This is a genomic window from Streptomyces sp. NPDC127108 (genome assembly GCF_042677545.1).
GTDB lineage: Bacteria > Actinomycetota > Actinomycetes > Streptomycetales > Streptomycetaceae > Streptomyces.
The window spans coordinates 35,903-49,322 of sequence record NZ_JBHXTE010000051.1; the positions used below are offsets into that span (position 1 = coordinate 35,903).

13 protein-coding genes are annotated in these 13,420 nt (G+C 72.9%); 9 read left to right on the top strand and 4 right to left on the bottom strand.

Going from position 1 to position 13,420, the window contains the following annotated elements; translation table 11 throughout:
- Positions 1-95: 95 nt before the first annotated feature.
- Together ACFVHO_RS33555 and ACFVHO_RS33560 are read right to left on the bottom strand one after the other, a co-directional pair.
- Positions 96-1,190 (bottom strand): hypothetical protein, encoded by a 1,095-nt coding sequence (locus ACFVHO_RS33555; RefSeq protein ID WP_385723091.1) that lies wholly within the window; start codon positions 1,188-1,190, stop codon positions 96-98.
- A gap of 135 nt (positions 1,191-1,325) precedes the next feature.
- Positions 1,326-2,351: a hypothetical protein gene (locus ACFVHO_RS33560; RefSeq protein WP_385723094.1), complete on the bottom strand. Its 1,026-nt coding sequence runs from the start codon at positions 2,349-2,351 to the stop codon at positions 1,326-1,328.
- Between the two features lie 218 nt (positions 2,352-2,569).
- Here ACFVHO_RS33560 and ACFVHO_RS33565 point away from each other — a divergent pair, with 218 nt between their 5' ends.
- From ACFVHO_RS33565 to ACFVHO_RS33590, 6 genes are all read left to right on the top strand, one after another.
- Positions 2,570-3,013 carry a DUF4442 domain-containing protein gene (locus tag ACFVHO_RS33565; RefSeq protein WP_385723170.1) on the top strand — a complete coding sequence of 148 codons (444 nt, stop codon included), beginning with the start codon at positions 2,570-2,572 and terminating at the stop codon, positions 3,011-3,013.
- Positions 3,014-3,127: 114 nt separating this feature from the next.
- On the top strand, positions 3,128-3,583 hold the full coding sequence (locus ACFVHO_RS33570; RefSeq protein ID WP_385723097.1) for a DUF6234 family protein: 456 nt from the start codon (positions 3,128-3,130) through the stop codon (positions 3,581-3,583).
- Between the two features lie 225 nt (positions 3,584-3,808).
- Complete coding sequence (locus tag ACFVHO_RS33575; RefSeq protein ID WP_385723100.1) at positions 3,809-5,542, top strand: carboxylesterase/lipase family protein; 1,734 nt, start codon at positions 3,809-3,811, stop codon at positions 5,540-5,542.
- An 81-nt stretch (positions 5,543-5,623) separates the two neighbouring features.
- Positions 5,624-6,370 (top strand): DedA family protein, encoded by a 747-nt coding sequence (locus tag ACFVHO_RS33580; protein WP_385723102.1) that lies wholly within the window; start codon positions 5,624-5,626, stop codon positions 6,368-6,370.
- A 361-nt stretch (positions 6,371-6,731) separates the two neighbouring features.
- Complete coding sequence (locus tag ACFVHO_RS33585; RefSeq protein ID WP_385723105.1) at positions 6,732-7,940, top strand: serine hydrolase domain-containing protein; 1,209 nt, start codon at positions 6,732-6,734, stop codon at positions 7,938-7,940.
- Positions 7,937-9,517: an alpha/beta hydrolase gene (locus ACFVHO_RS33590; RefSeq protein WP_385723108.1), complete on the top strand. Its 1,581-nt coding sequence runs from the start codon at positions 7,937-7,939 to the stop codon at positions 9,515-9,517. Before ACFVHO_RS33585 ends, ACFVHO_RS33590 begins: the two co-directional genes overlap by 4 nt.
- A 70-nt stretch (positions 9,518-9,587) precedes the next feature.
- Here the strand turns inward: ACFVHO_RS33590 and ACFVHO_RS33595 are convergent, their stop codons facing one another.
- Positions 9,588-10,145 carry a gamma carbonic anhydrase family protein gene (locus tag ACFVHO_RS33595; protein ID WP_385723112.1) on the bottom strand — a complete coding sequence of 186 codons (558 nt, stop codon included), beginning with the start codon at positions 10,143-10,145 and terminating at the stop codon, positions 9,588-9,590.
- A 175-nt stretch (positions 10,146-10,320) separates the two neighbouring features.
- Between ACFVHO_RS33595 and ACFVHO_RS33600 the strand changes: the two genes are divergently transcribed.
- Positions 10,321-11,094 carry an acyltransferase gene (locus ACFVHO_RS33600; protein ID WP_385723115.1) on the top strand — a complete coding sequence of 258 codons (774 nt, stop codon included), beginning with the start codon at positions 10,321-10,323 and terminating at the stop codon, positions 11,092-11,094.
- Between the two features lie 136 nt (positions 11,095-11,230).
- On the opposite strand, the gene ACFVHO_RS33605 is transcribed toward ACFVHO_RS33600, so the two are convergent.
- Positions 11,231-12,097: an EamA family transporter gene (locus ACFVHO_RS33605; protein ID WP_385723173.1), complete on the bottom strand. Its 867-nt coding sequence runs from the start codon at positions 12,095-12,097 to the stop codon at positions 11,231-11,233.
- A 113-nt stretch (positions 12,098-12,210) separates the two neighbouring features.
- On the opposite strand from ACFVHO_RS33605, the gene ACFVHO_RS33610 reads away from it, so the two are divergent.
- Positions 12,211-12,795, top strand: a complete 585-nt coding sequence (locus ACFVHO_RS33610; protein WP_385723118.1) for a helix-turn-helix domain-containing protein — start codon at positions 12,211-12,213, stop codon at positions 12,793-12,795.
- A 58-nt stretch (positions 12,796-12,853) separates the two neighbouring features.
- A complete protein-coding gene (locus ACFVHO_RS33615) occupies positions 12,854-13,408 on the top strand; it encodes a YbaK/EbsC family protein (protein ID WP_385723121.1) in 555 nt (184 codons plus the stop codon).
- Positions 13,409-13,420 lie beyond the last annotated feature (12 nt).

Below are 13,420 nucleotides of genomic sequence, written 5' to 3' on the forward strand. Positions count from 1 at the left end.
CCGACCACCGACATGACAAACCGATTCTCCGGCCGCCGCGAGGGCGGCCGGAGAATCGGTTCAGGGGCAGAACTCAGCGCGACGGGGAGCCGGGCTCAGGAGGCGTCCTCGGGGTCGCCCGCCAGCCGCACCGTCGAGAGGATCTTCTTCACCTGGGCGTCGGAGACCTCCTCCTTCACGCCCTTGGCGCCGTACATGGACCACGCCACGTAGTCGCCCGACGCGTTCTTGAACGCGAACGTCGTCGCCTTGCCGTCCGAGTCGCACTTGTCCGACTTGTCGGCGCCGACCGTCGTGGACGTCGTCACGCTGCCCGTGATGCCGGACTTCGTGGTGTACGACTCGACCTTGCCGATCTTGATTTTCTTCTTGTCGGACTTCTTCTGGCCGGTGTAACCGCCGAAGACCCACCACGCCGAGTCGTTGCGGGAGACGTCCTTGGTGTTCTTGGCGCCGTTCTGGCCCTTGGTGCCGACGACCGCGAGGGACGTGTCGTCCTTGTTCCCGTCCTTGTCGTCGTCGGACGAGCACCACTTCTCTTTGTAGATCGCGGGCGCGGACATGATGATCAGCGCGCTGCCGTCGCCCTTCTTGCGGTCCTCGAAACCGATGAAGGTGTCCGGCGACTTGATCGTCCAGTCCGCCGGCACGTCGAAGGCGGTGCCCCACTTGGGGTTCACCACGACCTGCCAGCCGGGGATGGTCGGCTTCGGGTCGCCGTCCGTGCCGCGCGGGTTGTCGTCGTCCGACGCCGTGGGGCTCGGCTTCTTGGGGGCCGACTTGGACGGCTTGGGGGCCGCCTTCTCCGACTTGTCGTCGTCGCCGTCACCGCCGAGGACCAGGAAGCCGGTCACACCCGCGGCCGCCACCACGGCGATCGCCGCGACGATGGCCGTGACCTTCGTCCTGTTGCCGCCGCCGCTCCCACCGCCGCTCGGGTCGGGCCCGCCCGCCTGGGGCGTCCCCATCGGGAACGTCGGCGCGCCCCACTGCGGCTGGCCGGGCTGGCCCACGGGGGGCTGTCCGGCGGTCGGCTGCTGGTAGGGATTGGGCTGCTGGGGCCCGGGCTGTTGCTGGTATCCGGGCTGCTGATACGGATTGGGCTGCTGGTACCCGGGCTGCTGGTACGGGTTGGCACCCTGGTCCTGCGGGTTCTGCTCGCCCCCGGGCGGCTGCTGTTCTGGCCACATGGCCAGTAACCATAGATGGGCCGGGGCCCCGGGTGCCACGCCCGGTCGACTGCCGGACCGGCACCGGAGCCGGGGGCGGACGAAGCGGTGACGAAGTGGTGAAGAAGTAGTACTGATGGGTGTGAGATCAGTGCGTCAGCCCGTCGGTTTGCCGTGCAGCCGCACCGTCGCGAGGATCTTCATGATCGTCGCGTCCGGGATCTCCTCCTTGACGCCGCGGGCACCGTACAGGCTCCAGGACACGAACTCGCCCTCGGAGTTCTTGAAGCCGAACGTGATCGCCTTGCCGTCCGAGGCGCACTTGCCGCGCTGCGGCGTGTTCGTCGACTTGCCCCACGCGATGCTGCCCTTGATCCCGGACTTGGTGGTGTACGGCTTCGCCTTCTCGTCGTACGTCATGGTCTTCTTGTCCGGCTGCGTGTACCCGCCGTAGATCCACCAGCCGACGGTGTTGACCGCGACCTCGTCGGTGTTCTTGCCGCCGCGCCCGCCCTTGGTGCCGGCCGCGGCCAGCTCGGTGTCCTCGGACCGGCCGTCCTTGTCCTCGTCGGAGGTGCACCACTTGGGCTTGAGGACGGCGGGCGAGCCCATCGTCGCCACCGGCTCGCCCGTCTTGTGGTCCTCCATGTTGATGGCCCGGCCCGGACCCATCACCTGCCAGTCGGGTGGTACGTCGAAGGCGGTGCCCCACTTGGGGTTCACGACGACGCTCCAGCCCGGAACGGTCGCCTTCGGTACGCCGTCGTCCGTGCCCCGACCGCTGTCGTCGCCGTCCGACGGCGGGGACGACTTGTCGCCCGCCTTCTCCGAGGAGCGGGCATTGCCTTCCTTGTCGGACTTGTCGCTGTCATCGCTCAGCAACAGGAAGCCGGTGACACCCGCGGCCACGACCACTGCGGCCGCCGCGACGATCGCGATGACCTTGGTCCTGTTCCCGCCGCCACCGTTCCCGCTCCCGCCCGCGCCAGACGGCTGCGGCGCGCCCGGATGCGTCGGGGTGCCGGTCCACTGCCCCTGCGGCTCGGCGGCGGGCTGCTGGTAGGCGCCGGGCTGTGGGTAACCGGGCTGCGGCTGCTGCGGCTGCTGGTATCCCGGCTGCTGGTAGGGGTTCGGCTGCTGGTACCCGGGCTGCTGGTACGGGTTCTGGTCCTGCGGGCTCATGGCGGATCACGATACGGGTGCGGGGTGGCGGCGGCCGCGAGTGCCCTCGCTGTTGCCGAGAGTGCCCCGGATGCTGGGGGATTGGGCGCGGAGGAGGGCGGCGGTGCCCGGTGGTTCGAGGCGGGGCGGGGTGCTGCGGCGTCCCCATGTCCTGCCGGGGGATCTCTGGCCAAGGGAGGCTACTCGTGGGTAACATCCCCTGCATGAGCGCAGACCAGATGTCGATCGGCGAGATGCTCGCCGCCACCGTGCCGATGGCCAAGACCCTGAACCTCCAGTTCGGCGAGACCACGCCCGAGCGGGCCGTGGTCGTCCTTCCGGACCAGAGCGAGTACCACAACCACGTGGGCGGACCGCACGCCGGAGCCATGTTCACGCTGGGCGAGTCCGCGAGCGGCGCCATCGTGCTCGCCGCCTTCGGCGCCCACCTCTCGCGGGCCGTGCCGCTCGCCGTGCGCGCCGACATCGCGTACAAGAAGCTCGCGATGGGGACGGTCACGGCCACCGCCACGCTCGGCCGTCCGGTCGCCGACGTGGTCGCCGAGCTGGACGCGGGGCAGCGTCCGGAGTTCCCGGTCGCCATCGCCATCACGCGCGAGGACGGTGCCGTGACCGGCGAGATGACGGTCGTGTGGACGCTGCGTCCCAACGGCCCGAAGTAGACCTGAGCGCACGGCTCGGCGGTCTCTTCCGGCAGAGGGGCCGCTGAAGGGTTGTCGGGCCACTGAGTATGCGTACTCAGGCGCGGGCAAGGCCCGGCGCCGAGCATGGGTGGCATGAGCCTGCCGAGCGCGCCGCCCGCCTTCGACGCCTCCAACGACACCGGCGCCGACCGGCGTGCCGACATCACCACCGCCGTCGGCCTCTTCCTGCTCGAAGGGGCCGTCCTTTTCGTGGTGTTCGGGGCGTGGCTCCTGTCGGGAGTCTCCTTCTTCCCTGCGGGCGGTACCGAAGTGGAGCCCGACCGCCTCGACGGCTACCTCATGGCCGCCGGGGTGGTCGGGCTCTTCGCCGTCCTGGCCGCCGTCGTCGCGTTCCGGAAGCGAGCCGTGGCGACCGCGTGGAGCCAGGGGTTCATGGCGGCGCTGATCGCCGCGGGGGTGCTCTGCGGTCCGGCGTACCCGGAGCGGACGCGGGAGCGGGAGCGGCCCGAGCCGGTGTCCACCTGGCAGGGGCAGGTGGGGTGCCGCAGCGGGGGCGACAGCGACGAGTGCGCCGGTACCGGACGGTGAGGGAAGGCTGACGACCTGTCCTCGTTCGGGTCATTGACACGAGTCACCACCGGTCGTAGCTTTTGCGCCGCACCGAGAGGATCCGACGGTGCGTCAGATGGCGGGGATGGCGCCCGGCTCGGCATCCTGGGCTGGCGCATGCGAGCTTCCGTGCACAGGAGTTGACCCTTCCGGCGTCATCGATGTGAAGGCGGTGCGGGTGTGAGGAGCGGTTGGCGATCAGGGGTGGCCGTCGGTGTGCTGATGGTGGCCGGGGCGGTGGGGCTCGCGCCGGAGGCGGCGCGGGCCGGGCAGGTGGGGCAGGCCGGGCAGGCCGGGCAGGTGGCCTCTGCCGCGCAGGTCGGGGAGACGGCTCCTGCCGGGCGGGCGGCGCCGGGCGGGCAGGGCGTGCGGGACGGGTCCGGCAGTGCGGGCCGGGGCGGGTCCGCGGTGGTGCGGACCGACGCGGGCTGGGTGCGCGGGCAGGTCACGGACGAGGGGCGGCGGTTCCTGGGGATTCCGTACGCGCGGCAGCCCGTGGGCGAGCTGCGCTGGAAGGAGCCGCGCCCGGTCGACCCCTGGCACGGTGTGCGCGCGGCCACGGGCTACGGCAACCGCTGTGTCCAGACGGCCAGTTGGGACCCGGGGTACGAGAAGCCCAGCCACACGGAGGACTGTCTCGCTCTGAACGTGTACGCGCCCTCAGGGGGCGGGAAGGGCGGCGGACCCGCGCGCCCGGTCGACGGGAGGCGGCCCGTCCTCGTCTGGCTGCACGGCGGCGGGCTCACCGCGGGCGCCGGCGAGGACGTCGTGCCGGAGCGCTTCGCCCGCACCACGGGCACCGTCGTCGTCACCGTCAACTACCGCCTGGGTGCCCTGGGTTTCCTCGCCTCGCCCGCGCTCGACGGCGAGGCGTCCGACGGGGTGTCCGGCAACTACGGGCTGCTCGACCAGCAGGCCGCGCTGCGCTGGGTGCGCGCCAACATCGGGCGGTTCGGCGGCGACCCGCGCCGTGTGACCGCCGCGGGCGAGTCCGCGGGCGGGCGCTCCGTCTGCACCCACCTCGCCTCGCCGACCGGCCGCGGTCTGTTCCGCGCGGCCGTCATCGAGAGCGGCGCGTACGACGACTGCGCGGGCCGCACGCGGCGGCAGGCGGCCGGGGGCGGCGCCGTGTTCGCGAGGAAGGCGGGCTGCGGGGACCCGGCGACCGCCCTTCGGTGTCTGCGGCGCAAGCCCGCGAAGGACCTCCTCGCGGCGCAGGCGGCGTTCGACTGGGGGCCGGTCGTCGGCGGGCGCTTCCTGCCCGTACAGCCCGTTCGGGCGTTCGAGCGGGGCAGTGCGGCGAAGGTGCCGGTGCTGAACGGCGCCAACACGGACGAGGGCACGCTCTTTGCGTTCGCGCAGTTCGACGGGCGGGGCAGACCACTCACCGCCGAGCGGTACCCGGCCGTCCTGGAGGAGACGTACGGCGCCGGGCTCGCGGAGCGGGTGGCGCGCCGCTACCCGCTCGCGCGGTACGCCTCGCCCACGCACGCCCTCGCCGCGACCATCGGCGACCAGCTGTTCGCCTGCCCGGCCCTGCGGCTCGACCGCTCCCTGGCGGGGCGCGGCCCCGTCTACGCCTACGAGTTCGCGGACCGCACCTCGCCGCCCTTCGCCAGCCTGCGCGACCGTGACACGGACTTCGCCTTCGGTGCGACGCACGTAAACGAAGTGCAATATCTGTTCCAACACTTCGGCCTGCCCTCGCCCCTGAACGCCGAACAGCGCGCCCTGGCCCGGCAGATGACCGCGTACTGGGGCTCCTTCATCCACTCCGGAGTGCCCCGCGCGGACGGCGCCCCGCCCGCCCCCGACCAGCGGACTCACCCCGGTGCGACCCTCTCGCTGCGCACCGGATCCGCGGGCGGGACCATGATCGACACGGCTGTGCACCGAGCACACCACTGCGCTCTGTGGGACGCGGCCGCACCCCGCTGAACAGGTAGGCTTCCCCGTCGTGCGTGATCGACAAGGACGCGCACGCCGGGGGAGTCACCAGCGCAGCGGAAGGAACCGGGGTTGCACGTCCAGGAGTGGCTGGAGAACGTACCGGCCGTCAGTGTCTACCTGCTCGTGGGCCTCGTGATCGGCCTGGAGTCACTGGGCATCCCGTTGCCCGGCGAGATCGTCCTCGTCTCCGCGGCCCTCCTCTCGTCGCAGCACGGCGAGGTGAACCCGGTGATCCTCGGCGCCTGCGCCGTCGCGGGCGCGGTGATCGGCGACTCCATCGGCTACGCCATCGGACGCAAGGGCGGCCGACCACTCCTCGCCTGGCTGGGGCGGAAGTTCCCCAAGCACTTCAGCGAGGCGAACGTCGGCAGCGCCGAGCGGTCCTTCCAGAAGTGGGGCATGTGGGCGGTCTTCTTCGGCCGCTTCGTCGCGCTCCTGCGGATCTTCGCCGGACCGCTCGCCGGTGTGCTGCGCATGCCGTACTGGAAGTTCGCCATCGCCAACGTTCTCGGCGGCATCGTGTGGGCGGGCGGCACCACCGCCGTCATCTACTACATCGGCGTGGTCGCCGAGGACTGGCTCAAGCGCTTCTCGTACGTCGGCCTCGGCATCGCCGTCCTCATCGGCATCGGCTCGATGCTCCTGGTGAAGCGGCGGGCCAAGAAGGCGGCGGAGGAGCACGCGGCGCTGGCCGGGGCGGAGGTGCCCGCGCAGGCGGGGGCCGACGCGGCCACCGGGACGGACGCCGGTGCCGACGGTGCCGCCGCCGAGGGCGAGGCGGCGCTCGCGGCCACTCGGGGTTCCGCCGGCGGCTGAGCCGCGCCGGGTCCGCCGTGGACGGGCCTCGCACACGCCTTTCGTACCCGCTCCTTTCGTACCCGCTCGTGCGTCGCGCGCGAGCGGGTACGCGCATGTGCGCCCGGCGCCCCCGACCGCCGAGGGCTCCGCCCGTGACTCCGCGCGCCCGTCGCCGCCCAGGTCCGCCCACGATCCCTGCCAGGGGGTGTGGCCTGCTCTTCCTCGGGATCCGGGGGGTCTGCCCCCGTCTCCTTCCGGGGGCAGGCTCCAGTGAGCGCGGGGTTCCGGATCCCTAGCGTCGATTGACATGACATGTGGAGAGAACACCGAGAAAAGAGCGTCCTTAGCCGGGCGCCGTCGAACTGGGCGGGCGACCGCGGTGGCCGTGGTGACGGCGGCGTTGACGCTGCTCGTCCCCGTGGCGGACGCGGCGGCCCGCCCCGCCACCGGGCCCCGTCCGGCGGCCCCGACGCCCGCCCCACCGCCTGGCTGTGACGCGGCGCGCGGCGCGGTCAAGGGCTCCCTGGGCCCCCTCGTCGACCGCCACGGCATCCCCGGCGTCGCCGCGGAAGTGGTCGACCGGCGCTGCGGGCGCTGGTCCGTCGCACGGGGCGTCGCCGACCTGGACAGCGGCCGCCGGATGGACGCGGGGGACCGGCTGCGGATCGGGAGCGTCAGCAAGACGTTCACCGCCACCGTCGTCGTCCAACTCGCCGCGGAGGGCCGGATCGGCCTCGACGCGCCCGTGGAGCGCTATCTGCCGGGTCTGATCCGGGGCAACGGCTACGACGGCCGGAAGATCACCGTGCGTCAGCTCCTCCAGCACACCAGTGGACTTCCCGACTACGTCGAGGCCCTCGCCGAGCGGCCCGTGGAGGAGTGGCGCTTCCGGCACTTCGAGCCCCGCGAACAGATCGCCACCGCCCTGACGATGCCGCGCCCGGCCAAGAAGTGGCACTACGCGACGACCAACACCGTCGTCGCCGGGCTCGTCGTCGAGAAGGTCACCGGACACCGCGTCGAGACGGAGGTGAACCGCCGCGTCATCCGCGAGCTCGGCCTGCGGGACACCTACTGGCCGGGCGACGCCACGCGCATCCGGGGCCCGCACTCCCGCAGTTACTTCCCCGCTTCCGACGGCGAGCGGGGCGGCACACCGCCCTCCAGGGTCGACGGCACCGAGTGGAACATGACCTTCGGCGGCGCCGGCGGGGCCCTGGTCTCGACGCCGGCCGACGTCAACCGCTTCTTCGGCGCGCTGTTCGGCGGGAAGCTGCTGCCCGCCCGCTGGCTCGCCGAGATGAAGCGCACCGTCCCCGCCGACCCGGACCGGCTCTGGCCCGGCGCCCGGTACGGCCTCGGTCTGATCTCCTCGCCGCTCGCGTGCGGCGGGCGCTGGTGGGGTCACGGCGGCACGGTTCCCGGCGGGCACCGCGCCCTCGGCGCGATCGGACCCGGCGGCCGCGCCGTCTCCCTCGCCCTCAACCAGGTGCCCGCCACCGACCAGGCCGACAAGGACTTCCTTGCCGTCGTCGACAGCGCCCTGTGTCCTCCCGACCGCACCCCGCACCTCAAGGAGAACCGGTGACAAGCACCAGCGCCGCCGTGCGCCGCACCTCGGCCGTGGGCCTCGCCCTCGCCGCCTGCTTCACCGCCACCCCCGCCCTGGCCTCGGCGGCCCCGCCCTCCGCGACGGAACGCGGCGCGGCTCCCGGCGCCGGGCTCGGCCGCTTCCACGACCAGCGCCTCGACTGGCGCAGCTGCGTCCTCGGGCCGGACGACGAGACGGGCCACGCCCTGGCGAAGGCGGGCGCGCGCTGCGCCGACGTCACCGTGCCCATCGACTACTCCGACCCCGGCGGCCGGACGATGAACATCGCCATATCGCGGATCAAGGCCACCGACACCCGCCACCGCGTCGGCCCCCTGCTCCTGAACGGCGGTGGCCCCGGAGGCCCCTCGCTCGGCGACGCACCGGACATCCACAAGGCGATGAAGGACGTCGCCGCGCGCTACGACATCATCGGCGTCGACCCGCGCTTCGTCGGCCGCAGCAACCCCTTGGACTGCAAGTGGCCCGTCTCCAGCGCCGTCTTCTCCGCCGGGGCCGGCCGCGCGGGCTTCGACCGGCAGGTCGCCCTGCACAAGGACCTGGCCGCCAAGTGCCGCGCCACGAACAAGTCGGTGCTGCCGTTCGTGAACACGCGCGACACCGCCCGCGACATGGACGTCATCCGAGGCGCCCTCGGCGAGCGGAAGATCTCCTTCCTTGGCTACTCGTACGGCACCTACCTCGGCACCGTCTACACCCAGATGTTCCCCGGCCGCTACGACCGCGTCGTCCTCGACGGGGCGATCGACCCGCGCCGCTACAACCCCCGCCTGCTGCGCGGCGCCGAGCCCGAGAACGACCGGGCGCTGTCCGACTGGGCGGCATGGGCGGCGAAGCGGCACGACACGTACGGCCTGGGCCGCACCCGCGCCCAGGTGCTCGCCGCCGTCGAGCGCACCGTCGAGGCGTCCGCGCGCGGGCTGACCGTCGGCACCGCCCCCGACACCTTCCGGCTCGACGACACCACTGTGCCGACGCTGCTCGTCATGGGCATCGCCGACGACACCGACGAGGCAAGGGCGGACTTCGGCGAGCAGGTGGCCGTCCTCGTCAAGGCGGCCAAGGGGCAACCGACCCGGCTCTCACCGGAGTTCACCGCGGCCCTGCGGTTCTACCTCACCGGCAAGGACTCGCACTACGGCAGCGTGCAGACGGCCGTCCTGTGCGGAGACAAGGCGGCTCCGCGCGACCCGGAGCGCCACTGGCGCGACATCCAGCGCAGCCGCGCCGCGCACCCGGTCATGGGACCGCTGACCAACAACATCACCCCGTGCGCCTTCTGGGACCGCCCCCGAGAGGAGCCCACCCAGGTCAGGCACGACGCCCCGGCCCTGCTCGTGGGCGCGACCGGTGACCCGCGCGCCACCTACGAGGGCACCGTGGCCCTGCGCGGCCTGCTGCCCAGCTCCAAGCTCATCACCATGAAGGGCGCCAACCGGCACGGGGTCTACGGCTTCTACGGCAACGACTGCGTGGACACGGAGGTCAACACCTACCTGGCCACCGGCAAGCTGCCGGGCAAGGACCTGACCTGCGTCAAGCAGGACGGCTGACGGCTGACGCACCCACCGCCCGCCCGGACCGCTCCTGGTCCGGGCGGGCGGCAGGGTTGCCGGGTGCCTCTCAGCCCTCGGACCGGCCCTGGCCCTCGCGGGCCGCGTTCGCCTCGCGGTGGGCCTTGGCCAGCTCCACGTACAGCGTGCCGTTGAGGGAGATGCCCGCGCGCTCCTCCTCGGTCAGCTCGCGCTTGACCTTCGCGGGGACGCCCGCGACCAGCGAGCCGGGCGGCACCCGCATCCCCTGCGGCACCAGCGCCTGCGCGGCGACGAGGGAACCGGCGCCGATCACCGCGCCGTTGAGGACCGTGGCGCCCATGCCGATCAGGCAGTCGTCCTCGACGGTGCAGCCGTGCAGGACCGCGTTGTGGCCGACCGAGACGCGCTCGCCGATGGACATCGGGAAGCCCGGGTCGACGTGCAGGGTGCAGTTGTCCTGGATGTTGCTGTCGGCCCCGATCTCGATGGGCCCGCAGTCGGCGCGCAGCACCGCGCCGTACCAGGTGCTCGCGCCCGCGCTCAGCGTGACCTCGCCGATCACCACCGACGTGGGGGCCGTGAAGGCCTCCTGGTCGACCTTCGGCTCCTTGCCGGCCAAGCCCATGACGAGTGCCTGCTGGCTCATCGGCTCGCTCCCTCTCTCCCGTACGTCCCCGTGCCGCCGTGGCGTCATCGCGTCGTCGTGCCCGTGTCGCGCCTGAGCGAACCGTACGGGACGGCGGCGCGCCCGCCGCCGCGTGGGGTGAAGATCACAGGGCGCCGGTGTGCTCGGCGCGCGCCCGGCTGAGTAACGTGAGCGGGTGCCCAGGAACAAGAACGTGTTCTCATCGCTGGCCGCCTGGCGGCGCGGCGTGGCGCAGCGCGCCGTCCACGCCGGGTGGGACTGGGTGCAGCGCACCGGCGCCGTCACCGCGCGGCGGCCCGGACGGCTGCGGTTCGGCGCGATCGGCGAGGGCACGCGCCTCGCCTTCCCGCAGGGCACGGTCTTCGGGGCGCCCTGGATCCGGCTCGGCGCGCACTGCATCGTCGGCGAACAGGTCACGCTGACCGCGGGGTTGATGCCCGACCTCGACCTCGGCCCGGACCCGATCCTGCGCATCGGCGACGGGGTGGTGCTCGGCCGCGGCAGCCATGTCATCGCGGACACGACGGTGACCATCGGCGACGACTGCTACTTCGGTCCGTATGTGTACGTGACCTCGACGAACCATTCCTACGACGACCCCCATACGCCGATCGGCAAGCAGTGGCCGCGGATGGAGCCGGTCGAGATCGGGCCCGGCTGCTGGATCGGCACGGGCGCGGTGATCCTGCCCGGGGCCCGGATCGGCCGCAACGTCGTGGTGGCCGCCGGGGCGGTGGTGCGGGGTGAGGTGCCCGACCACGCGGTGGTGGCCGGGGCGCCCGCCCGGGTCGTGCGGACGTGGTGCGCGGAGCGGGGCTGGGAGCCGCCGCTGCGCACGCCCGCGCCGGTGCCGATACCGGAGGGCATCACGCCGGAACAACTCCTCGCGCTGGGCGAGTTGACCGACCTGGAAGCGGCGCGACTTGCCGAGGTCGAGGGGAACGTCTGAGCGGTCCCGGTGGTGCCCTGAAGGGGTGCGGCGCTGTGTTGATGTGCGGCTCCGCCGCGTGGGCGCGACCGGCCGCCACGGACCCGCGGGCACACGACGGCCCGGTGTGGCACATCCAGCGGCGCGCTGCCGTGGCTCAGCCCGTCGCCAGCAGCACCGTGCCCACCAGCGCGAGGCCCGCCCCCGCGGCCTGCACCCCGCGCAGCCGTTCCTTGAGGACGCCGCGCGCCGCGAGCGCCGTCACGATCGGGTAGAGCGAGGCGAGCACGGCGGCGACGGTGACGGGCCCGCGCTGGGCGGCCATCGCGTACGTCCCGTTGGCGGCGACGTCCGCCAGGCCCACGAAGGCGAGCGCGGGCAGCGCGGTCCAGATCACGCGCATGCCCTGGCCCTCGGGGAGCGCCGCGGCGCCGCGCCGCACGGAGACGTACAGGGCCGTGCCGCCCGCGAGCACGTTGGTGACGCGCTGCACGAACAGGGCCAGGAACAGGCCGGTGACGCTGGTCGACGCCTCCGCGATGAGGGCCATGACCGCGCCGAAGCCGAAGGCCGCGAGCAGCGTCAGGAGCACCGCCTGCCGCTGCACCGGGGCGCCGCGCAGTTCCGGGCCGCCCGCGAGGACGATGCCCACGACGGCCACCGCGATGCCCGCGAACTGCCCGGGGCCCGGCCGCTCGCCGAGCATGAGCCCGACGCCCACCGGCACGGCCACGCCGAGTGAACCGAGCGGTGAGACGACGCCCATCGGGCCGAGCGCGAGGGCCTTGTAGAAGGCGAGCATCGCGACCGGGCCGACGAGCCCCGCGCCGACCGCGAACCACAGCTGGGGGCCCCACTCGCTCCAGGCGCCGGTGGAGACCACGATCACGCCGAGGACGACGACCGCGACGCACTGGGAGGCGACGACCACCGTGAGCGCGGGGATGCGTCGGGTCAGCAGTCCGCCGCCGAAGTCGGCGAGGCCCCAGAGCAGGCTGGTGGCCAGGGCGAACAGTGCTGTCAGTCCCGTCATGGGGAAGCCTCGCAGTACAGTGTGGTGAACCTTCGGGAACCCTCGGGTGCACCACACCGTAGTTCAGTACAGTGAACTCTGTCATCCAAAATATTGGACGGAATGTGTCGGACCTCGACCAGCTGACTCAGTCGCTCGCGCGCAACCTCAAGCGCTGGCGCACCGAACGGAACTTCACGCTCGACGCGCTCGCGGCCCGCGCGGGCGTCAGCCGAGGCATGATCATCCAGATCGAGCAGGCCCGCACGAACCCCTCCGTGGGCATCACGGTCAAGCTCGCGGACGCGCTCGGCGTCAGCATCACCACCCTGCTCGACTACGAACAGGGTCCGCACGTGCGGCTCGTGCCGCCGGAGCAGGCCGTGCGGATGTGGTCCACGGAGGCGGGCAGCAGCACGACGCTCCTGGTCGGGACCGAGTCGCGCGGGCCCTTCGAGCTGTGGACGTGGCATCTGACGCCGGGCGACGGCAGCGACTCCGACGCGCACCCGCCGGGGACGATGGAGCTGCTGCACGTCAGGTCCGGCGAGCTGACGCTGGTCGTGGACGGCGAGGAGCACCTGGTGGCGGCCGGATCGGCGGCGTCGTTCGAGGCCAATGTGGCGCACGGCTACCACAACAAGGGCGCGGAGCCGGTCGAGATGACGATGGCGGTGTCGGTGCCTCCGGCCCACGCGGGGGCGTACTGAGCCGCCCGGCGGCCGCCCTCCCGGCCCGCGCGCCCGCGCCCTGCGTTACGGTGCGGCCATGCGCGCTCCTCTCGGTGACTTCGACGTAGTCCGCCCCGCCCCCGAAGCCCTCGACCTCCTCGTCGCCCCCGTCGCCGCCGCCGTCCGCGGCTGGAGCGGGGCCGTTCCCGCCGACGAGTTGATCCATGTCGACACCGACCCGGAGTGGGCCGACACGGCCACGTTCGTGGAGCACTACGGCCCCGAACTGCTCGCCCGGTCCGCGAACTGCGTCGTCGTCGCGGGCAAGCGCGGGGGCGAGACGACGCTCGCCGCTTGCCTGGTCCTCTCGGCGGCGCGCGTCGACGTCAACGGCGTCGTTCGCCGCCGACTCGGCGCCCGCAAGGCGTCGTTCGCGCCGATGGACACCGCCGTCGGCGAGACCGGCATGGAGTACGGCGGCATCACCCCCGTCGGCCTGCCCGACACCTGGCCGCTGCTTGTCGACGCCGCGGTGGCGGACCTGCCGTACGTCCTCGTCGGCAGCGGCAGCCGACGAGGCAAGCTGATCGTGCCGGGCAAGGTGTTCGAGGGGCTGCCGAACGCGACGGTGATCGAGGGGCTCGGGGTCTGACGGCCGGGGCGG